Source organism: Oceaniradius stylonematis (assembly GCF_965223445.1).
Classification (GTDB): Bacteria; Pseudomonadota; Alphaproteobacteria; order Rhizobiales; family Rhizobiaceae; genus Roseitalea; species Roseitalea stylonematis.
The window spans coordinates 18,835-39,889 of record NZ_OZ244994.1 but is presented as its reverse complement, the minus strand read 5'-3'; the positions used below and the strand labels follow the sequence as shown (position 1 = coordinate 39,889).

At 65.8% G+C, this 21,055-nt stretch carries 19 protein-coding genes and 3 tRNA genes; 5 read left to right on the top strand and 17 right to left on the bottom strand.

The window, feature by feature from the left end; genetic code table 11:
- Window positions 1-1,203 carry an amino acid ABC transporter permease gene (locus ACOQOU_RS00245; protein ID WP_196780239.1) on the bottom strand — a complete coding sequence of 401 codons (1,203 nt, stop codon included), beginning with the start codon at window positions 1,201-1,203 and terminating at the stop codon, window positions 1-3.
- A gap of 168 nt (window positions 1,204-1,371) precedes the next feature.
- The gene (locus tag ACOQOU_RS00240) at window positions 1,372-2,391 is read right to left on the bottom strand and encodes an amino acid ABC transporter substrate-binding protein (protein ID WP_109767942.1); all 1,020 of its coding nucleotides are present in this window, start codon (window positions 2,389-2,391) and stop codon (window positions 1,372-1,374) included.
- Between the two features lie 349 nt (window positions 2,392-2,740).
- On the opposite strand from ACOQOU_RS00240, the gene ACOQOU_RS00235 reads away from it, so the two are divergent.
- Window positions 2,741-3,970, top strand: a complete 1,230-nt coding sequence (locus ACOQOU_RS00235; protein ID WP_109767943.1) for a cystathionine beta-lyase — start codon at window positions 2,741-2,743, stop codon at window positions 3,968-3,970.
- Window positions 3,971-3,973: 3 nt separating this feature from the next.
- On the opposite strand, the gene ACOQOU_RS00230 is transcribed toward ACOQOU_RS00235, so the two are convergent.
- From ACOQOU_RS00230 to ACOQOU_RS00180, 11 genes are all read right to left on the bottom strand, one after another.
- Complete coding sequence (locus ACOQOU_RS00230) at window positions 3,974-4,768, bottom strand: crotonase/enoyl-CoA hydratase family protein (RefSeq protein ID WP_306026349.1); 795 nt, start codon at window positions 4,766-4,768, stop codon at window positions 3,974-3,976.
- 6 nt (window positions 4,769-4,774) lie between these two features.
- On the bottom strand, window positions 4,775-6,400 hold the full coding sequence (locus ACOQOU_RS00225; protein WP_306026348.1) for an acyl-CoA synthetase: 1,626 nt from the start codon (window positions 6,398-6,400) through the stop codon (window positions 4,775-4,777).
- Window positions 6,400-8,367 (bottom strand): acetyl-CoA carboxylase biotin carboxylase subunit, encoded by a 1,968-nt coding sequence (locus ACOQOU_RS00220; protein ID WP_306026347.1) that lies wholly within the window; start codon window positions 8,365-8,367, stop codon window positions 6,400-6,402. Before ACOQOU_RS00220 ends, ACOQOU_RS00225 begins: the two co-directional genes overlap by 1 nt.
- Window positions 8,368-8,371: 4 nt before the next feature.
- Window positions 8,372-9,871: a carboxyl transferase domain-containing protein gene (locus ACOQOU_RS00215; protein WP_306026359.1), complete on the bottom strand. Its 1,500-nt coding sequence runs from the start codon at window positions 9,869-9,871 to the stop codon at window positions 8,372-8,374.
- Window positions 9,872-9,921: 50 nt separating this feature from the next.
- The gene (locus tag ACOQOU_RS00210; RefSeq protein ID WP_306026346.1) at window positions 9,922-10,302 is read right to left on the bottom strand and encodes a type II toxin-antitoxin system VapC family toxin; all 381 of its coding nucleotides are present in this window, start codon (window positions 10,300-10,302) and stop codon (window positions 9,922-9,924) included.
- The gene (locus ACOQOU_RS00205; protein WP_306026345.1) at window positions 10,302-10,901 is read right to left on the bottom strand and encodes an AbrB/MazE/SpoVT family DNA-binding domain-containing protein; all 600 of its coding nucleotides are present in this window, start codon (window positions 10,899-10,901) and stop codon (window positions 10,302-10,304) included. Before ACOQOU_RS00205 ends, ACOQOU_RS00210 begins: the two co-directional genes overlap by 1 nt.
- 73 nt (window positions 10,902-10,974) lie before the next feature.
- Entirely contained in the window at window positions 10,975-12,138 is a 1,164-nt protein-coding gene (locus ACOQOU_RS00200; protein ID WP_306026344.1) for an isovaleryl-CoA dehydrogenase, read from the bottom strand.
- A 27-nt stretch (window positions 12,139-12,165) separates the two neighbouring features.
- Window positions 12,166-15,651 carry an indolepyruvate ferredoxin oxidoreductase family protein gene (locus ACOQOU_RS00195; protein WP_306026343.1) on the bottom strand — a complete coding sequence of 1,162 codons (3,486 nt, stop codon included), beginning with the start codon at window positions 15,649-15,651 and terminating at the stop codon, window positions 12,166-12,168.
- A 266-nt stretch (window positions 15,652-15,917) separates the two neighbouring features.
- Window positions 15,918-15,994 (bottom strand) — tRNA-Arg (locus tag ACOQOU_RS00190).
- Between the two features lie 91 nt (window positions 15,995-16,085).
- Window positions 16,086-16,391, bottom strand: a complete 306-nt coding sequence (locus ACOQOU_RS00185; protein WP_120222616.1) for an ETC complex I subunit — start codon at window positions 16,389-16,391, stop codon at window positions 16,086-16,088.
- A 53-nt stretch (window positions 16,392-16,444) separates the two neighbouring features.
- Window positions 16,445-16,521 (bottom strand) — tRNA-Pro (locus ACOQOU_RS00180).
- 222 nt (window positions 16,522-16,743) lie between these two features.
- On the opposite strand from ACOQOU_RS00180, the gene ACOQOU_RS00175 reads away from it, so the two are divergent.
- Complete coding sequence (locus tag ACOQOU_RS00175) at window positions 16,744-16,956, top strand: hypothetical protein (RefSeq protein ID WP_147393255.1); 213 nt, start codon at window positions 16,744-16,746, stop codon at window positions 16,954-16,956.
- Between the two features lie 33 nt (window positions 16,957-16,989).
- Here the strand turns inward: ACOQOU_RS00175 and ACOQOU_RS00170 are convergent, their stop codons facing one another.
- The gene (locus ACOQOU_RS00170; protein ID WP_306026341.1) at window positions 16,990-17,451 is read right to left on the bottom strand and encodes a DUF192 domain-containing protein; all 462 of its coding nucleotides are present in this window, start codon (window positions 17,449-17,451) and stop codon (window positions 16,990-16,992) included.
- Window positions 17,452-17,520: 69 nt separating this feature from the next.
- Window positions 17,521-18,114, bottom strand: coding sequence for a cold-shock protein (locus tag ACOQOU_RS00165; RefSeq protein WP_306026340.1), 594 nt, complete (start codon window positions 18,112-18,114; stop codon window positions 17,521-17,523).
- 280 nt (window positions 18,115-18,394) lie between these two features.
- Between ACOQOU_RS00165 and ACOQOU_RS00160 the strand changes: the two genes are divergently transcribed.
- The 3 genes from ACOQOU_RS00160 (at window position 18,395) to ACOQOU_RS00150 (ending at window position 20,465) form a co-directional block, all read left to right on the top strand.
- Window positions 18,395-18,835: a VOC family protein gene (locus tag ACOQOU_RS00160; RefSeq protein ID WP_109767954.1), complete on the top strand. Its 441-nt coding sequence runs from the start codon at window positions 18,395-18,397 to the stop codon at window positions 18,833-18,835.
- A gap of 228 nt (window positions 18,836-19,063) precedes the next feature.
- Window positions 19,064-20,260, top strand: a complete 1,197-nt coding sequence (locus tag ACOQOU_RS00155; protein ID WP_306026339.1) for a D-Ala-D-Ala carboxypeptidase family metallohydrolase — start codon at window positions 19,064-19,066, stop codon at window positions 20,258-20,260.
- 129 nt (window positions 20,261-20,389) lie between these two features.
- Window positions 20,390-20,465, top strand: a tRNA-Glu gene (locus ACOQOU_RS00150).
- A 37-nt stretch (window positions 20,466-20,502) separates the two neighbouring features.
- Here the strand turns inward: ACOQOU_RS00150 and cueR are convergent.
- Complete coding sequence (cueR, locus tag ACOQOU_RS00145) at window positions 20,503-20,889, bottom strand: Cu(I)-responsive transcriptional regulator (RefSeq protein WP_109767956.1); 387 nt, start codon at window positions 20,887-20,889, stop codon at window positions 20,503-20,505.
- A complete protein-coding gene (locus tag ACOQOU_RS00140) occupies window positions 20,858-21,046 on the bottom strand; it encodes a hypothetical protein (RefSeq protein WP_306026338.1) in 189 nt (62 codons plus the stop codon). Before ACOQOU_RS00140 ends, cueR begins: the two co-directional genes overlap by 32 nt.
- Window positions 21,047-21,055 lie beyond the last annotated feature (9 nt).

The following is a 21,055-nucleotide window of genomic DNA, read 5'->3' as shown; positions in this document are numbered from 1 at the left end:
TCAGCGCTCCACCAGCGCCACGCGCGCATTGTACCAGTTCATGAATGCCGAGGTCAGCAGCGAGAAGGTCAGATAGGTCAGCATGGTGATCGAGATGATCTCGACCGCCTGACCGGTCTGGTTCAGTGCCGTTCCGGCAAACACGGACGTCAGCTCGGGATAGGCGATCGCGACCGCGAGCGACGAATTCTTGGTCAGGTTGAGATATTGGCTGGTGAGCGGCGGAATAATGATCCGCAGCGCCTGCGGGATGACGACAAGCCGCAGGTTCTGCCCCTGCCGCAGTCCCAGTGCGTGGGCAGCCTCGGACTGTCCCTTGCTGACGCCGAGAATGCCCGCGCGCACGATCTCGGCGATAAAGGCGGCCGTGTAGGTCGATAGCGCGACGAGCAGCGCGATGAATTCGGGGATGACCGTCATGCCGCCCGATGGCCGGAACCCGCCCAGGACAGGCATGTCCCAGGTGAGCGGCGCGCCAAGCGCAAGAAACACGACAAGCGGAAGACCGACAGCGGCGCCAAGACCGACCCAGAGCGACGGAAAGCGCTGACCGGTCGCCATCTGGCGCCGGTACGACCAGCGCGATACGCCGATCGCGATGACGATGCCGGCGATGAGCGCGTAAAGGACGAACGCCGAGCCATCGCCCCAGACGGGCTTGGGCGCGAAATAGCCGCGAATGTTCAGAAGGCCGAGCGGGCCGAAATCGAGGCTGTCGCGCGGCTGTGGCAGAAGCCGCAAGACGCCGAAATACCAGATGAAGATCTGCAGCAGCAGCGGGACGTTGCGGGCAAATTCGACATAGGAGGTGGCAAGGCGGCTGACGATCCAGTTGTTGGAGAGCCGGGCGATGCCGAGCAGGAAGCCCATGACGGTCGCGAAAACGATCCCGACGACGGCGACGATGAGCGTGTTCAGGACGCCAACGACATAGACCCGTCCATAGGATGATGTGCCCTGGTCATAGTCGATCAGCGACTGCGCAACGGAGAAGCCGGCATTTTCGCCAAGGAACCCGAAGCCCGAGGCGACGCCGGCCGCCTGCAGGTTGGCGTTCATGTTCACCCAGCCCGAGTAGACGAGATAGGCGACCGCCACGCCCAAAAGGATCTGGAACAGCCAGCTGCGAAACTTGGGATTGTTGAGCAGCGCCACCTTGGGCGGTGCATCGGCGACCCCGCGCCCCATATCCGTGACAGCCATTCGACCTCCTGCCTTGCTCTTGTCGTCGGTACCGGTCGGGACCTGAACGGGCGCCATCGACCACGCGGCCCAGGGATCACACTGTCACGATCGTGACGTATCCCGCTGGTGCGTGCCGTCTGGACGTGCCCGGGCGGAATGCCGCCCGGGCCCTTTTTCAGCCGGTCTTCAGCGGATCGGCGGTGCGTATTGCAGGCCGCCCTGCGACCACAGTGCGTTCACGCCGCGTCCGATCGCCAGTTCGGTGTCCGGGCCGACGTTGCGGTCGAAGATCTCGCCGTAATTGCCGACGGCGGCGATGGCCTTGGCGGCCCAGTCGTTTTCGAGACCGATATCGCTGCCGAACTCGCCCTCGGTGCCGAGAAGGCGGCGGATCGACGGATTGTCGCTTTCCTTCATCTCCTCGACATTGGCCATCGTCACACCGAGTTCCTCGGCGTTCAGCGTTGCGAAATGAACCCACTTGACGATGTTGAACCACTGGTCGTCGCCCTGACGGACAACCGGACCGAGCGGCTCCTTGGAGATGATTTCCGGCAGAACCTTGTGGGCGCCGGGATCGGTCAGCTTGAGGCGCTGCGCATAAAGGCCCGACTGGTCGGTCGTGTAGACGTCGCAGCGTCCGGCGTCATAGGCGGCGACGACCTCATCGGCCTTTTCGAAGGCGACCAGCTCGTACTCCATGTTGTTGGCACGGAAATAGTCGGCCACGTTCAGCTCGGTCGTCGTGCCCGTGTTGGTGCAGATCGAGGCACCGGACAGTTCGAGCGCCGAATTGATGTTCATGTCCGTGCGGATCATGAAGCCCTGGCCGTCATAATAGTTGACGCCGGCGAAGTTCAGGCCGAGCTGCGTGTCGCGGCTCATCGTCCAGGTCGTGTTGCGCGACAGAACATCGACTTCGCCCGACTGCAGCGCGGTGAAACGCTCCTTGGCCGACAGCGGCGTGAACTTCACAGCGGTGGCGTCGCCGAAGATCGCCGCGGCGATGCCCCGGCACAGATCGACATCCATGCCGCTCCATTCGCCATCGGCGTCAGGGTTGGAAAACCCCGGCAGACCCTGGCTCACGCCGCACTGCACGAAGCCCTTGGCCTTGACATCATCGAGCGTTGCCGCCGATGCGGTCGACGCGCCGAGCGCAAGCACGGCGGCTCCCAGGACACCTGTGAGTACAGTTTTTGTCATCGTTTTTCCTCATGGTTGCTCAAGTTGCTTTGGGCTTGAGCGCCGACTTACCGCGTGCTCCGGCCACAGCCAGAACGCGAACGGCACCTCCCTTCCCGCATGTGAGACAAGGCCAAAAAACGAGACCGGTCAAGGACTATCTGCCGGTTTGGTCGCCGGTTAACTTAACGTCAAAGCGTTTTGAGAGCCGGTTTGGGTGCCTCCGGCGGCTTTCGTGCGAGGCCACCGCAAGACCTGGCGAAGTGCCGGCATCCATGCGACGCGTCGCCTGCCGGCCGGTTGAGGTTGACGCCGGCGGGACGACCGCCTAGGCGCTGGGCGCTGAACGAGACAAGGAGATCACCGGACCATGGCAGGCGGCGGCAAGGGCGGCAAACGCGGCATCAACACGCAATTGGCGCATTCGGGGAACGACCCGCACGCCTATTTCGGCTGGGTGAACCCGCCGGTCGTGCATGGCTCGACGGTGCTGTTCCCCGACGCGGCGACCATGAAGGCGACACAGGTCCGCAATGCCGACGCGACAAGCCGAAGCCGCGTCCAGCCCTATACTTACGCGACCTATGGCAGCCCGACGACGGATGCGCTGTGCGAGGCCGTCAATGCGCTGGAAGGCAGCGCGGGCACCATTCTCGTCCCCTCCGGTCTTGCAGCCGTCACCGTGCCGCTGCTCGCCTTTCTGTCGGCGGGCGATCACGTTCTGATCGTCGATACGGTCTATTATCCGACGCGGCGCTTTGCGGACACGATGCTCGCGCGTATGGGCGTCGAGGTCGAATATTATCTGCCCGAAATCGGCGCCGACATTGCGACCCTGTTCCGCGACAACACCAAGGTCGTTTTCATGGAGGCGCCGGGCTCGAACACATTCGAGATCCAGGACGTGCCGGCCATGACGGCCGCGGCCAAGGAGCGCGGCATCGTCACCATGATCGACAACACGTGGGCGACGCCGCTCTTCTTCAAGCCGCTGGACCATGGCGTCGATATCTCGATCCATGCCGCGACAAAATATCCCGGCGGCCATTCGGACGTGATCATGGGTATGGTCAGCGCCAACGCGGCGACGTGGGGCCAGCTCTACAACACGCAGGTCGCGCTCGGCACGTGCGGCGCACCGGACGACGCCTATCTCGTTCTGCGTGGCCTCAGGACCATGGGCATCCGGCTGGAGCGGCACCAGAAAACGACGCTGGCTCTCGCCCGTTGGCTGGAAGACATGGCCAAGGAGCCCGGCTCGATCGTCGGCGACGTGCTCTACCCCGCGCTCGAGAGCTTTCCCGGTCACGACCTCTGGAAGCGTGATTTCTGCGGCGCGTGCGGCATCTTTTCGTTCGTCATCAAGGATGGAACCGAAGCGCAGGCGCATGCCTTCCTCGACGCACTCGAACTCTTCGGACTGGGCTATTCCTGGGGCGGCTATGAGAGCCTCGTCACCCACGTCTATCTGAAGGATCGCACTGTCTCGGCGCGCGACCATGGCGGCGAAGTCATCCGTTTGCAGATCGGTCTGGAAGACGAGATTGACCTGCGGGCGGACATTGAGCGCGGGCTCGCCGCCGCCAAGGCCGCAGGCTGACGCTCAGCTTTCGGGCGCCCAGGGCGGCGGCTTGCGCGCAAAGAAGGCGGCGATGCCTTTGGCCGCCTCTTCCGTCTCCCAGCGATCCGCCAGAAGCGCTGCCGTCTCCTCGGTGAGCGTTGCCGGATCGAGCCGCTCGAACGTCAGGCAGAATTGCTTGGCGTCGGCAATCGCGCCCGGTGCACCGATCAGCGCAGCGGTCGCGGCCCGGTCCACGGCCTCATCAAGCGTCTCGGCCGGGCAGATTTCGGCGATCAGGCCGGCGCGCAGCGCAAACTCAGCATCGAACGGCCGGCCGGCCAGCAGCATCTGGCGGGCAAACCCCTCGCCCAGACGGCGCACGACGAACGGTCCGATGGTCGCCGGCGCCAGGCCCAGCTTGGACTCGGTGAGTGCGACGCGCATTTCGGGCACGGCGATGGCGATGTCGCACACCGAGAGCATGCCGACGCCGCCGCCGAAGGCATTGCCCTGGACACGGGCGATGAGCGGCTTCGGAAGCCCGTTCAGCGTCGCCAGCATATCGGCCAGCGCGCGGCTGCCTTCCATCTTGCCGGCGCGGTCCTTTTCCATCTGCTGGCGCATCCAGTTCAGATCGCCGCCTGCGCAGAATGTCGGACCTTCCGACCGGAGCACGACCACGCGGGCCGCCGGATCGGCGGCAAGTGCATTGCCGGCCTCGGTCAGTTCGGCGATCATCTGCGCACTGAGCGCATTATGCTTGTCGGGCCGGTCGAGCGTCAGCGTGGCAACGCCGCGCGCGTCGGTTTCAATCCTGATCGTTTCGTAGCGCGCCATGGCCCCTCATCCTTCCCGTGCGGCCCTGTCGCGCAGGACACGCCGCATGATCTTGCCCGTGGTCGTCACCGGCAGCTCGTCGACGGCCTCGATCTCGCGCGGATATTCGTGCGCGGCAAGCCGGTCCCTGACGTGCGCTTTCAACCCGGCCTCCAGCGCCGCATCGAGCGCGTATCCTTCGGCCAGCACCACATAGGCCTTGACGATTTCGGTGCGTTCCGGATCAGGCTTGCCGATGGCGGCTGCCATGCGCACGGCTCGATGGCGGATCAGGCAATCCTCGATGCTCCCCGGCCCGATTCGGTAGCCGGCCGATGTGATCACATCGTCGTCGCGGCCGACAAAGCGGATCCAGCCGCCCGTCTCGCGCACCCCGACATCGCCCATGATCAGCCAGTCGCCGATGAACTTTTCAGCCGTCGCATCAGGATTGTTCCAGTATTCCAGGAACATGACCGGATCGGGCCGGCGCACGGCGATCAGCCCCTGCTCGCCTTCGGCGCATTCGGTGCCATCCTCGCGCAGGATGGCGACCGAATGCCCGGGCACCGGCCGGCCGATCACGCCCGGGCGCGGCGACATCAGCGCCGCGCACGAGGAAATCACGAGATTGCATTCGGTCTGGCCGTAGAACTCGTTGATCGTCACGCCGAGCACCCTCCGGCCCCAGTCGACAAGCTCGGCACCAAGCGACTCACCACCCGAGCCGACCGTGCGCAGATGCAGCCGTCGCGGCGGCGCCTCGGGATACGCCGCGCGCATCATCTTCAGCGCCGTCGGCGGCAGGAAGGCGTTGGTGACCTTGCGCCGCGCCATCAGCGCAAAGGCGTCCTCGGCAGTGAACTTGTCGAAGCGCCGCGCAACCACCGGCACGCCGTGAAACAGCGCCGGCAGAAGCACATCGAGCAGGCCGCCGATCCATGCCCAGTCCGCCGGCGTCCAGATCACATCGCCGGGCTGCGGGAAGAACTCATGGTGCATCTCGACACCCGGCAGATGGCCGAGCAACACCCGGTGGGCGTGCAGCGCGCCCTTGGGCGCCCCCGTCGTGCCAGACGTGTAGATGATCAAAGCCGGATCGCCGGCAGCCGTGTCGACCACATCGAACCCGGCTGGCCGGCTGGCGAGCAACGCATGCAGGTCGACGGTTTCGAGAGCGTCATGGGCGCCGTCAATCGTCGCGATCGTCAGCCCCTCCTGCGCGCCCTTGGACATGGCGCGCAGCTTGGCGGCCCCGTCCCGGTTCGTGATCACGTGGCCGATGCCGGCATCGACGATGCGATGCTCCAGCGCATCGGGGCCGAACAGCACGAACAGCGGAACGGCGATCGCGCCCATCTTGTAGATGGCGATATGGCCGGCGGCGGTCTCGACCGCCTGCGGCAACAGGACGCCAACACGGTCGCCATGCAAAACGCCTTGGGCCGCGAGCAGATTGGCGATGCGGTTCGACATGTCGCGCAGTTCGCCAAAGCTGATCGTGCGGTCTTCATCGTCGAGGATCAGGGCCGGCCGGTCGGGATCGGCCTCCGCCCAGCGGTCGCAGCAGGCCGCACCCATGTTGAAGCGCTCCGGCACATCCCAGCGGAACCGGTCGGCCAACTCCTCGTATGTTGCCGCTTCGGGCAGCATCAGTCTTCGTCCGGCTCAAGCGCGATCAGCACGGCACCGCCCTCCACCGCGCTGCCCGGTTCGCCATGGATCGCGGCAATGGTGCCGTCGCGCGGCGCGGTCAGCGGATGTTCCATCTTCATCGCTTCGACCACCGCCAGCCGGTCGCCGGCCGAAACCGCCTGCCCGACGTCGACGTCGATCAATCGCACGATGCCGGTCATCGGCGCGGTCACCGCGTCGCCGCTGCCCGCCATATCGGCGCCCGCGGTGAGCGGGTCGGGCACGGTGAAATCATGCGACGCGCCACCGAGCAGAACCGAGACATGGGTCGCGCCGGCGGTTTGGTAGCGCACGAGACCGGCGGCGAAGCCACGGCTGCCCGAATTGCCGCCGATGGTCGTCGCGTCGCGAACCAGATTGTCGAGCCGGAACGGCGTCTCGCCCTCCAGCGTCACGCTGCCGTGCCCGTGCAGGATCAGCCGGCGCCCGATCATGGTATCGCCCTGCAGAAGCCGCACCTGATGGCTGGCCTCGCCCCAGAGCCGCCAGCCCAGGCGCGGATCGGCCGGATCGAGATCGAGCGCGGCGATGGCTGCCAAAGCCACCGCCATGTCTGATGTCTCCGGTTTCGCGGTCAGCGCATCCACATCGCGGTCGATCAGGCCGGTATCCAGCTCGCCTGCGGCAAATCCGTCATGGCTTGCCAGCGCCAGAAGAAAGGCGCGGTTGGTCATGGTTCCGGCGACATGGGTCTCGGCGAGAGCCCGTCGCAGCCGGCCAAGCGCCTGTTCGCGCGAACCCGAATGGGTGATCAGCTTGGCGATCATCGGATCGTAGAAGGGCGAGATGGCATCGCCCGACCGGACGCCGGTGTCGATGCGTGCATCGCCGAACGCCAGATGCGCGAGCGTTCCGGTCTGCGGCAGGAAACCGTTGGCCGGGTCTTCGGCGTAAAGCCGCGCCTCGAAGGCATGGCCGCATATGGCGATCTCGTCCTGATCTCTGGGCAGCGGCTCGCCGGACGCCACTCGCAACTGCCACTCGACCAGATCGAGGCCTGTGATCGCCTCGGTCACCGGATGCTCGACCTGCAGCCGCGTGTTCATCTCCATGAACCAGAACCCGTCGGGCCGGAGCGGACCCGAACCGTCGGCGATGAATTCGACCGTGCCGGCGCCCTGATATCCGATCGCCCTGGCGGCGCGCACCGCCGCGCCCGTCATCGCCGCGCGCACCTCCTCGGTCATGCCCGGCGCAGGCGCCTCCTCGATCACCTTCTGGTGGCGCCGCTGCAGCGAGCAATCGCGCTCGAACAGGTGCACGACATTGCCATGCGCGTCACCGAACACCTGCACCTCGATATGCCGCGGCGCGGTCACATATTTTTCGATCAGCACCGCATCGTCGCCGAAGGCGCCCTGCGCCTCGCGCCGGCAGCTTTCGAGCGCGCTCTTGAAGTCGCCGGCGCGCTCGACCTTGCGCATGCCCTTGCCGCCACCACCCGCGCGCGCCTTGATCAGCACCGGGTAGCTGATCTGGTCGGCTTCGCCGGCGAGGAAATCGGCGTTCTGACTGTCGCCGTGATAGCCCGGCACCACCGGCACGCCGGCCTTTTCCATCAGCGCCTTTGCTGCATCCTTGAGGCCCATGGCGCGGATCGCATCCGCCGACGGGCCGACGAAGACCAGCCCGGCCGCCTCGACCGCTTCGACGAAGGCCGGGTTTTCGGACAGGAACCCGTAGCCGGGATGGATCGCGTCCGCGCAGGTCGTCTCGGCGGCCTTTAGGATCGCATCGATGTCCAGATAGCTTTCAGCAGCCGGCGCCGGTCCGATCCGCACGGCTTCGTCGGCCATTTCGACATGCAGCGCGCCTGCATCCGCGTCCGAATGGACCGCGACCGTGGTAATGCCCAAGCGTTTGGCAGTCCGGATCACGCGGCAGGCGATCTCGCCGCGATTGGCGATGAGGAGACGGGTGATCATGGCGTCACATCCGGAACACGCCGAAGCGCGTCTCTTCGACCGGCGCGTTAAGCGCGGCGCGCAAGCTCAGCGCCACCACGTCGCGCGTGGTGCGCGGATCGATGATGCCATCATCCCAAAGCCGCGCCGAGGCGTAGAACGGATGCGATTGCTCCTCGAACAGATCGAGCGTCGGCTGCTTGAACGCCGCTTCCTCATCCGCGCTCCACGTCGCCCCCTTTGCCTCGATGCCGGCGCGCTTGACGGTGGCCAGGACGCCGGCCGCCTGCGCGCCGCCCATCACGGCGATGCGCGCGTTCGGCCACATCCACAAAAAGCGCGGGCCGTAAGCGCGGCCGCACATGCCGTAATTGCCCGCGCCATAGGACCCCCCGATGATCACCGTCACCTTGGGCACGGCGGCGGTGGAGACCGCCTGCACCAGCTTGGCGCCGTCCTTGGCGATGCCGCCGGCCTCATATTTCGAGCCGACCATGAAGCCGGTGATGTTCTGCAGGAACAGGAGCGGGATTTTCCGCTGGCAGCACAGTTCGATGAAATGCGCGCCCTTGAGCGACGATTCCGAAAACAGCACGCCATTGTTGGCGATGATCCCCACCGGCACGCCGTCGATATGGGCGAAGCCGGTAACGAGCGTCGTGCCGTAACGCGGCTTGAACTCGGCGAAATCGGAACCATCGACGATCCGGGCGATGACATCGCGCACATCATAGGGCGTCTTGGTGTCGTCGGGGATCAGGTCGAACAGGGTGTCCGGATCGTAAGCAGGCGCTTTCGCTTGCCTGATCGCAACACTCGGTTCCGGCGCCGGGCCGAGGCCGGCGACGATCTGGCGGGCGAGCGCCAGCGCGTGATGGTCGTCATCGGCCAGATAGTCGGCAACGCCGGAAAGCCGCGTGTGCGTGTCGCCGCCGCCGAGCGTTTCGGCATCGACCACCTCGCCCGTGGCTTCCTTGACCAGCGGCGGGCCGGCCAGGAAGATCGTGCCCTGTTCGCGCACGATGATCGTCTGGTCGCTCATCGCGGGCACATAGGCGCCACCCGCCGTGCACGAGCCCATCACGACGGCGATCTGGGGTATGGCCGCCGCGCTCATCCGCGCCTGATTGTAGAAGATGCGGCCGAAATGGTCGCGATCCGGGAACACCTCGTCCTGATTGGGCAGGTTGGCGCCGCCGGAATCGACCAGATAGAGGCACGGCAGCCGGTTCTCGGCGGCGATCTCCTGGGCACGCAGATGCTTCTTGACGGTCAGCGGAAAATACGTGCCGCCCTTCACCGTCGCGTCGTTGCAGACGATCATGCAGTCGCGACCCGACACCTTGCCGACACCCGCGATCACGCCGGCGGCGGGAATGTCGTCCTCGTAGACGCCGCGCGCGGCAAAGAGCCCGATTTCGAGAAACGGTGCACCGGGGTCCAAAAGCCCCTGCACGCGGTCGCGCGGCAGCAGCTTGCCGCGCTTGAGATGCCGCTCGCGCGACGCCTCGGACCCGCCGGCCATGATGCGAGCGGCTTCGGCGGCGGTCTGTTCGGTCTGGGTGCGGAGACTGCTCACCGGATCACCTCAATTGCGATGTCGGTGTCCAGATCGGCCCATGCGCGGTCAGCGGTCACCGCCGTCGCGTCCATTGCCTTGGCCAGTGCCAGACAGGCGCGGTCGGCGAGCGACAGGCCCCTTGAGCGTGTCGGCGCGCGCAGCGCGACCGCGATCCGGCTTTGCCTCTGGTCGAAGGCGATAACCGACAGGCGCAATGCATTCATGATCACCTCAAGATCATCGTCCGGCACGCCCTTGTCCGCCAGCTTAGTGCCCACTTCGCAGAGATTGATTGTCGAAACCAGCGCTCCGTCCAGCATTTGGCCGACCTGGGCGCCGCCGGGCTCGTCGTTCAGATGCGCAATGATCGCAGACGCATCAAGCACAATGGCCATCAGGCGCCTTCCCGCGCCGCGTCCGCATGCCGATCCGCGATCAGCTCATCGACCAGGCTTACGCCTTCGGGCACATATTGGCGCACGATCGCGCGTGCCCGGGCCAGTTCGCCCGCCCGGGTCCGCATCACCAGCGCGCCGTCCTCGATGGAAAGGCTCACCTCCTCGCCCTCGCTTATCGCCAGCCGCTCGCGCAGTTCGGCGGGGATTACGAAACGACCGGACGCGCCAATGGTCGCCGTGACGGGCGCGGGGGCAGCATCACCCGCGCCCGATTGGGCCCTGTCGGCGGACAGCACGTTATAGGCATGCTGGTAACGGATGCCCAGGCTGCGCGCGATATCGGCCGTCGCATAGCCGGCCGCGGCCAACAGCCTGATCTTGTCCGACTTGGTGGAAGGCAGCGGCACGTCCATCTGCTCCAGTGTTCGCTTTAGCTGCCCGCCCGGCAAGTCGTCGAGTGCCTTGCGCAGCCGCTCCGACGGCAGGTCCTCGAACGCCTTGCGCAATTGTTCGGAGGGCAGCGCGTCCAAATGGCGCTTCAGGATGTCAACCGGCCGCTCGGGACCGGCAGCCGCGATGCGCAAGTCATGGCTCATGACATATCTCCATCAAACAAGGCAAATCATGTCATTCTACTATTCAATTTGTCAATAGTAACAATACTATCAACTACCGCGTCTCCGCGAACAGTTCCCGGCCGATCAGCATGCGGCGGATTTCGCTCGTGCCCGCGCCGATCTCGTAGAGCTTGGCGTCGCGCAGCAGGCGTCCTGTCGGGTATTCGTTGATATAGCCGTTTCCGCCCAGGCACTGAATCGCCTCCAGCGCGATTTGCGTCGCCTTTTCAGCGCTATAGAGAATGCAGCCGGCGGCGTCCTTGCGCGTCGTCTCGCCCCGGTCGGCGGCCTGCGCGACGGCGTAGACATAGGCGCGGCAGGCGTTCATCACCGTATACATGTCGGCCAGCTTGCCCTGCATCAGCTGGAACTCGCCGATCGGCTGGCCGAACTGCTCGCGCTCGTGCACATAGGGCATGACGACGTCCATCGCCGCCGCCATGATGCCAAGCGGGCCGCCGGCGAGAACGATGCGCTCATAATCGAGGCCGCTCATCAGCACGTTGACGCCGCGGCCCTCCTCGCCCAGCACATTGTCGAACGGCACTTCGCAATCCTCGAACACCAGTTCGCAGGTGTCCGAGCCGCGCATGCCAAGCTTGTCGAGCTTCTGGGCGGTCGAAAAGCCGGTCATCTGCTTTTCGATCAGAAAGGCCGTGATGCCGCGCGGGCCGGCGTCGGGATCGGTCTTGGCGTAAACGACCAGCGTGTCGGCGACGGGACCGTTGGTGATCCACATCTTGTTGCCGTTCAGAACGTAGCGGTCGTTCCTCTTGTCGGCGCGCAGCTTCATGGAGACGACATCGGACCCCGAACCCGGCTCGCTCATCGCCAGCGCGCCGACCTGTTCGCCGGAGATCAGGCCCGGCAGATAGCGCGCTTTCTGCGCGTCAGTGCCGTTGCGGGCGATCTGGTTGATGCAGAGGTTGGAATGGGCGCCGTAGGACAGGGCCAGGGACGCCGAAGCACGGCTGACCTCTTCCATCGCGATCACATGGGCCAGATAGCCCATGCCCGCGCCGCCATCGGCCTCGGGCACGGTGATGCCATGCAGGCCCAATTCGCCCAGTTTCGGCATCAGGTCGGCAGGAAACCGGTTGGTCGCATCGATCTCGGCAGCGCGCGGGGCGATCTGCTCCTGCGCAAACCGATGCACCATGTCGCGCAGCGCCTCGATCTCCTCGCCGAGCGCGAAATTCATCGTCGCCGTAAACATATCCCCTCCCCGTCCTGCTCGTTGGCGCTACTCGGCCGCTTCGGCCAGTCGCGCCTGTTCGGGCGGCCTGTCAAGCTCGGCGTGCAGGCGCCGGCGTTCGTTTGCGGCCTTTTCCATCGCCTCCTCCTTGACCGGGCCGAAGCCGCGGATCATCTCCGGCACCGACAGAAGATCGCGCAACGTCTCGAACCGCGCCTCATCCAGCCTTGCGAGCGCCAACTCCACATCGGCCTCATATTGTTCGATCAGCGCCCGCTCGGCACGGCGCTCGGCGGTGTATCCGAACGGATCGAGCCGGGTGCCGCGCAACCCCTTCAGCCGGGCCAGTAGGCGCATGGCGCGCAGCATCCAGGGACCGAACTCGCGCTTTTTGGGCCGGCCCTCGGCGTCCTCGCCGGGCAGCAGCGGCGGCGCCAGATTGAAGGACAGTCTGAAATCGCCGGTGAAGGTCTGCGTCAGATAGCGGTCGAAGGCCGGATCGGCAAACAGCCGCGCCACCTCATATTCGTCCTTGTAGGCGAGCAGCTTCGCATAGTTATGGGCAACGGCGCGCACCAACGCGTCGCGGTCGGCGGGCTGCGACAGGCGGTCCTCGGCAACCGATGCGACACGCGCGACCATGTCGCGATAGCGTTTGGCGAGCGCATCGTTCTGATAGGTGGTCAGATGGGCGGCGCGATGGCGAACCAGTTCGTCCGCCGTCATCTCCGCCATCGGCTTGAAGCCGTTGGCACGGGTTTCCATCGCCTCGATCGCGGCGGGATCGTGCGCCATGACGCGGCCCCAGCGGAACGCGTCGATGTTGGCATCGACGGCGACGCCGTTGATCGCGATCGCCTGCTCGATCGCATCGGCCGACAGCGGGATCAGCCCCTTCTGCCAGGCAAAGCCGACCATCAGGATGTTGGTGGCGATCTCGTCGCCGGCGACCGCCATCGCCGCCTTGCCGAAATCGTGGAAGTGGGCATCGGGCCGCACGACGGAGCGCACCGTGTCCTCGACCGTCTGTTTGCGGAAATCGAAATCGCGCTGGCGCACGAATTCGGCGACCGGCGTCAGCCTGGCATTGACCACCGCATGGGTGCGCTCGGGATCGCAGCGCACGGTGCCGTCGCGCGAGGCGGCGACCACACTGTCGGCGGCGATCAGGACGTTGGCCCCGCCTGGCGCGATGCGCGGGCTCTTGCGCGGATTGTCGCCGGCCGACAGCCGGATATGGCTCATCACCGCGCCGCCCTTCTGCGCGAGACCCGCCATGTCGAGCACCAGCGGCGCGACGTTTTCGAGCCGGGCCGCCATGGCGATGATGCCGCCAATGGTCAGAACGCCGGTGCCGCCGACGCCGGTCACAGCGATGTTCCAGCTTGGCGTCATTTCGGGCAGGTCGGGCACGGGCAGCGCCGAAACATCAGGTGCCGTGGTGCGCGCGCTCTTGCGCAGTTCGCCGCCGCGCACCGTCACGAAGGACGGGCAGAAGCCTTTGACGCAGGAGAAATCCTTGTTGCAGGCCGACTGGTTGATCGTCCGCTTGCGGCCCATTTCCGTTTCAAGCGGGTCGATGGCGATGCAGTTGGACTGCACCGAACAGTCGCCGCAACCTTCGCAGACGGCCGGGTTGATCAGCACGCGCATGTCCGGGTCTTCCATCTGCCCGCGCTTGCGGCGGCGGCGCTTTTCGGCCGCGCAGGTCTGCACATAGACGATCGCCGTCACGCCGGACTGCTCGCGCAGTTCCTTCATCACCGCGTCGATCTCGTCGCGATGGCGAATGTCGGTGCCCGGCGGCAAGTCCGGCGCGCTGTAGGCATCGATATTGTCGCTCATCAGGACAATCGAGCCGACGCCTTCATGATGGAGCTGGTGCGTCAGTTGCTGCGGGGTCAGACTGCCGTCGAGCGGCTGGCCGCCGGTCATGGCGACGGCATCGTTGTAGAGCAGCTTGTAGGTGATGTTGGCGCCCGCCGACACCGACTGCCGGATCGCCAGAATGCCGGAGTGGAAATAGGTGCCGTCGCCCAGATTGACGAAGACGTGCTTTTCATCGGTGTAGCGGCCGATGGCCGTCCACGGCACGCCCTCGCCGCCCATCTGGGTGAAGGTCTCGGTGTTCCGGTCCATCCACTGGACCATGTAGTGGCAGCCGATCCCGGCCAGCGCGCGAGAGCCCTCGGGCACCTTGGTCGAGGTGTTGTGCGGGCAGCCGGCGCAATAATGCGGCTGGCGCGTGACGGCCGGCACATGGCTTTCGGCGAAACGCTCGCGCTCTTCGAGATAGGCGAGCCGGTCTCCGATCCGGTCGCGCAGGCCGTCATCGATGCCGTCGAGCCTGAGCACCCGGTCGGCGATACCGCGCGCCACCGCACCCACCGACAGCGCCTTGGACAGCGACAGGAAAGGCTGGTCGTGCTCGTCGAACTTGCCGACGATGCGCGGGCGCACATCGGCGCGCCAGTTGAAAAGGTGCATCTTGATCTGGTTCTCGATGATCTCGCGGCGCTCTTCGACAACCAAGACCTCTTCGAGACCTTCGGAGAATTCGCGCACGCCCTCGGGTTCGAGCGGCCAGGTCATCCGCACCTTGTAGAGCCTCAGGCCGATATGGGCGGCTTCGTCATCGCCGATGCCCAGTTCGAACAGCGCCTGGCGGACATCCTCATAAGCCTTGCCGGAGCCGGCAATGCCGAACCGGGCCTTTGGCGAATCCATGGTGATCTGGTCGACCCCGTTGGCACGCGCAAAGGCGAGCGCCGCATAGGGCTTGATCTCCTGCAGGCGCTGATCCTGGACGAGCGGCGGGTCGGGCCATCTGAGGTTCACACCGCCGGGCGGCAGCCCGAAGTCCGGAATGACGAACTGGCGGCTTTCTGCGGACAAATCGACCACCGATGTGGTCTCCACCGTGTCGGAAATGAATTTCATGCCGACCCAGAGGCCCGAATAGCGCGACATGGCGATGCCGAGCAGGCCGATCTCCAGAAATTCGTGGATGGATGACGGGTACAGACACGGGATGATCGCCGAGGCGAAGGCATGATCGGACTGGTGCGGCACGGTCGACGACTTGCAGGTGTGGTCGTCGCCGGCAAGGCACAGCACGCCACCATGGGGCGCAGACCCGGCGGCATTGCCGTGCTTGAAGACATCGCCCGACCGGTCGACGCCCGGACCCTTGCCGTACCAGATGCCCAGTACGCCGTCCTTTCGGGCGCCCGGCGACAGACCGACCTGCTGCGTGCCCCAGACCGCGGTTGCGGCGAGTTCCTCGTTGACGCCGGGCTGGAACGTGATGTCGAGCGGATCGAGGTGCTTCCTGGCGCGAACAAGTTGCTGGTCGTAGCCGCCAAGCGGCGAGCCGCGGTAGCCGGTCACGAAGGCGGCGGTGTTCAGGCCGGCGGCGCGGTCCCGGCGCATCTGCACCATCGGCAGGCGGACGAGCGCCTGCATGCCGCTCATATACACCGCGCCCCCGGACGCGGTGTAGGTGTCGTCCAGACGGACGGCTGCGATGTTCATCGGTCAATCCTCCCCCGCGCGCCAAGCATGGCGGCGGAGCGGCACGGCATCGCGGGCTCCCGACGGATCAATGGCAGGCGCAGCCCCTCCCTGCGCACCCGACCGGTCATTTGCACACGGACCGCGCGACGGTTCGTGTTTCCAATTGCGATCAGTCTAGGACGCCGGTTTATCGCTCGGCAAGGAAAACCGGATGCCCGCACGATAACCCCAACGGCCAGACCGTTGGGATACTTGAAGAAACGCCTGCAATTATCTGAAGTAGATGGCGAACCCGGCAGGATTCGAACCTGCGACCTGATGATTAGAAGTCACCTGCTCTATCCAGCTGAGCTACGGGTCCGTCGACGCAGATATAGACGCTCTGCGCGGCCCGGCGCAATCGCATGGCGGGACGGATTCGGCCGATGCCGGCGTCCGCCCGTCAGGACCCTTCAATGGGTCCAGGGGATACGGCGGTCGAACTTGAAATTGTCGGAATAGGCCTGGCGCCGCCGTTCGGCCTTTTGCGGCTTTTCGATGCGATAGGTCAGACCGTGCTTTTCGGCATAGGCAACCGCGGCTTCCATCGTGTCGAAGCGCAGATGCACCTGCGTGCGGGTGTCCGACGAAGAGGTGTAGCCCATCAGCGGCTCGATGCGACGCGGCTGCTCGCGGTCGAATTCCAGAACCCAGTGGCCGGTCTTGGCCTTGCCGGACTGCATGGCGGTCTTGGCGGGACTGAAAATGCGCGCGCTCATGGCATTGGTCTCCTCTGCCAAACATCTGCCGCCGGCGTGCGGCCGGCGTATCGTGGTCGGAGCGGCAGGATTCGAACCTGCGACCCTCTGGTCCCAAACCAGATGCGCTACCAGGCTGCGCTACGCTCCGGATGCCGGACACCGGCGATGGGCCGACGCTCTAAACCGGAAACCCGGGTTCGGCAAGGGAGCAAATCGCGCGCATTGGAGCTACGAACCATGCCGGGCAGCGGGGTCCACTTGACGCCGCTGTTCAGGCGCGGCAGCCTCATTCGTAACGGCGGCCCGGCAGGATCGTCCGGCCGCTGTCGTGCAGTGCGAGCGTTGCTGCATCGGTCAAGAGGAGGATGATATGGCACGAGGATTTGTTCCCCACATCCCAAATGCTCCGCGCGGGATGCCCGGCGCGCCGAAAGACGAGCATTCGCCGCCTCGGGTCGCCCCCCGCAATCCGGCTGGGCTGCCGCTCGAAATTCTGCCAGTCTATGACAAGGCCGAAGACGAACTTCCCAAGATCGACGGTGAAGAGGCAGAGCCGGACCACGAGCCCAATCAGGATCAGTAGCAGAGCTGTGCCGCCTTGGGCGCGGTTGCGCCCCTAGCCCCCACCGATCGCCGGATGAACCAGCCGGTCGCCGGCTTCGATGCCCAGTGTCTCGGCCGTGCCGGCATGAACCTCGAGCACGTAGAGCGCCGGCGCGCCCGACCGGATCGGCACGGTCGAAAAGGGCACCGTGTCGCGGGCGACGCGGACAATCGTGCCGTCGGCGGCGGCGAAAACGATGTCGAGCGGCAGCGGCGTGTCCTTCATCCAGAAGGCGCGCGGGCCGGACACCTCGAAGACGAACAGCATGGCGCGGTTCTCGGGCAGATCGGTGCGGTGCATCAGCCCGCGCATGTGCTGCTCGCCGGTGCGCGCGATTTCGAGGTCAAAGCGGGCCCTGACTTCGCCTTCAGCCGACAGGACCGACAATTCGGCGGGATCGACCGGCAGCCGCATCGGCTCGTTCGCCAGAACGGCAAACGACGCGCCCAGAACCATGAGCGCAGCCAACACCATCGCGGAAACGGGGGATCGGAGCGGAGCGTTTCGGTGCATGCGCTCAGATATGAGCGCGCGCGGCGGCGATCAATGGGACGATGGCGGCTGAACCCCGATATCGGGGTAGATTTCAGCCGCCATCAGTCCCTTCTCGCCCTCGCCGAAACGGGCAATGACCACCTGGCCGGGCCTGAGTTCGGTCAGGCCGAAGCGGCGCAGCGTCTCCATGTGCACGAAGATGTCGGGCGTGCCCTCCCCGCGCGTCAGAAAACCGAAGCCCTTGGTGCGGTTGAACCATTTGACGATCACCCGCTCCAAGCCGCTGGTCGGCGTGACATTGGCGTGGGTGCGCGGCTCGCTGGAGGCCGGATGAACAGCGGTCGATGCGTCCATGGACATGATGCGGAAGGCCTGAAAGCCGCGTTCGCCGCGCTGTGCCTCGCAGACGATGCGCGCGCCCTCCAACGCGGTCTGGTATCCGTCGCGGCGCAGGCAGGTGACATGCAGCATCACGTCGCCGAAAGCGGCATCGTCGGGCACGATGAAGCCATAGCCCTTTGCGATGTCGAACCATTTGATCTTGCCGGCGATCTCGACAAGGGCGCCAACACCGGACTCGTGCGCGAGCGGCGCGCGTTGGCCGACGGTCTTGTCCTTGCCTGATTGCGACTCGTCACTCATACGATCGACATCCCCCGCACGCTTGCCGCAGTCGGACCAGGAGCGCGCAAGCCGTGATTCGAGGCAAGGATAGCATCACGACGCCCGATTCCGGCAAGAGCGAAATCCCGATTTGCCCCGGAATACCGGGCTAGCCAGCCGAATTGCGGCCCGATACTGTGAATAAGTCACGCGCCGTCGCCATGCGCGTCGGAAATGCGACAGCCACGGCGCGGCGCACAGCGAAGGTGACGCCGGGTCAGCATCGCCGCAACCGAAATTCAGGATCCGGAACCCGACAATGCGCTATCTACACACCATGGTCCGCGTTCGCGACATCGACGAATCGCTGGCATTTTACTGCGACAAGCTGGGGCTGGAGGAAGTCCGGCGTCACGAGAGCGAAAAGGGGCGCTATACGCTCATCTTCCTGTGCGCGCCCGAGGACAAGGAGGCCGCGCTGGCCAACAAGGCGCCGCTGATCGAACTGACCTACAATTGGGACCCCGAGGACTATCAGGGCGGACGCAACTTCGGTCACCTGGCCTATCTGGTCGACGACATCTATGCGACGTGCCAGCGGCTGGCCGACAATGGCGTGACCATCAACCGCCCGCCGCGCGACGGCCATATGGCCTTCGTGCGGTCGCCCGACGGCATTTCGATCGAGTTGCTGCAAAAGGGCGACGCGCTGGCGCCGAAAGAGCCTTGGGCCAGCATGGAAAACACCGGAAGCTGGTAGGCCGGGCCGCCCTGCGGCCCGGGGCCGCATCGCGGTTTGCCCCGCTGCCTTGATTGCTTCACGATTTGGCCGTAATCGCTCCTTATCGGTTCGCGCCAGCATTAAGCCATTGCGCATATTTTGCGGCGATGATGGCGGGACAGCCCGCGGCAAGCCAGAGATGCGATCGTGAGATCGCCGGATAGCCGACGGGATTGTTCGATCGGGGGCCCGAGGGGAAACGTACTTTTGAAGTCATCGCTCCGCTTTGCTGTTCAAGGCCGCGCGCCGGGGGGTCTCGCCATCGTCACGGCCGCGCTGCTGGTGTCGGCGTGCACGACTTCCTCCCTGGACACGGTCGCGACCGGGCTCGGCCCCGCACCCGGCGTCGATACGAGCACCATGATGGCGCTGAGCGACGGTGAAGCCCTGCCCGCTCCCGACGTGCGGCCCGCCGCGCCGATCGGCGAGACCGCGCCGGTCGCCGACAGCGCCACGGTGGCCTTTGCCGGACCGACGCCGACGGAGCCTGCACCGCTTCAGGCCGCGGCGGCAGAACCGACCTCCATCGCAGAGGCGCCGGCGCAGTCCGTCATCGCAGCCGAAGCCGCCGAGGCGGCAACACCGGGTTCCGCACCCGCTCCTTCGGCCGAATCCCCGGCTCCCGCCGCGCCCGCCACCGACGATGTCGCCACCCAGCGCATTCTCGCGGCCAGCAACGCGCCGACCGCCAACGGCACCGAACCGGTCGAACCGGAACCCCAGGTGGCCACCACGCCGCCACCGGCCATCGCCGCGCCTGCCGCGGCCACCGGGAACCGTCCGGGTTTTCTCAATGCCCTGTTCGGCAGCCGCCGCGATACACAGGGCCGCCCGCGGCCTTTGGTCGCCACAGCATCAAGTCAAAGCGCGCCTTCGCCGGTGATCGAGCAGCCCGCCGCACCGCAGCCGGTGATCGCCCGCGCGTCGGCGAGCGGCAGCACCGCCGCCCTGCCGGGTTTCAGCCGGGAACGGGCGCTTGGCATCAATCAGGGTGCGGTGACGCCCGATGCGCCTGTTCAGCTTGCGTCGGCCGCCGGCCTGGCGCGTCTGGCGCCGAACGGCCTGCGCACACAGCATTCGGGTGTCGATGTCGCCTGCCTCAAGCCGGCGCTTGTGCGCCTTCTCAAGCGCGTCGAGCAGCGTTACGGCAGGCCCGTGGTCGTCACGTCCGGCTATCGCAGCCCGCAACGCAACCGCCGGGCGCGCGGCGCCAAGAATTCGCTGCACATGTATTGCGCGGCCGCCGATATCCAGGTCGAGGGCGTCAGCAAATGGGATCTGGCCGCCTATCTGCGCTCGGTGCCCGGCCGTGGCGGCGTCGGCACCTATTGTCACACCAAGTCGGTGCATATCGACATCGGTCCCCAGCGCGACTGGAACTGGCGCTGCCGCCGGCGGAGCTGACCGCCGATCGCTTGCCGCGGGCCGGGCGGAAACCTATGTAACTGCCCGGTCGCAAAAAATCGGTTTTCCGGTCTGCGATCAGGGTTGCGGCGGCGTTTGAATGTGCCTATACACCGCTCACCTTGATGCGCGCCCATCGTCTAGCGGTCTAGGACGCCGCCCTTTCACGGCGGAAACACGGGTTCGAGTCCCGTTGGGCGTGCCACTTTCTCTCTCATTGCAGCATCGAGCGCATCGCGCCGTCAGGCGCGTGCCAGATCGTCGATAATCGGGCAGTCGGGCCGGTCGTTTCCTTGGCACGTCTCGACGAGCCGCGACAGCGTCGCGCGCAGCGACTGCAATTCGTCGAGCTTGCGGTCGATCTCGCCGATCTTCTCCAGCGCCAGCGCCTTGACGTCGGCGCTGGCCCGGTGCTCGTCGTCATAAAGCGACAGCAGCAGCCGGCATTCCTCGATCGAAAAACCCAGGCTGCGGGCACGTTGCACGAATTTCAGCCTGTGCACGTCCGTATCGGAATAGTCGCGATAGCCATTGTGCGCCCGCGCCGGATGGACCAGACCGATCTCTTCATAGTAGCGGATGGTCTTTCTGGGCAGCTCAGTCGCGCGCGCCGCCGAGCCGATGTTCATTGCCCGTCCCCAGTTTCGATGCGCCGTAGGTGGCGCGCAGCCGGTCGATCTCCGCATCGGTGAAGCCCAGCATCCGCGCGCGCCGCAAAAACTGGGCAAAGCTGGCCGGTTCGCACGCGGCCGGTTCGCGCTGGCCCAGTTCCGGTTCGGTTTTCATCTGTCGCTC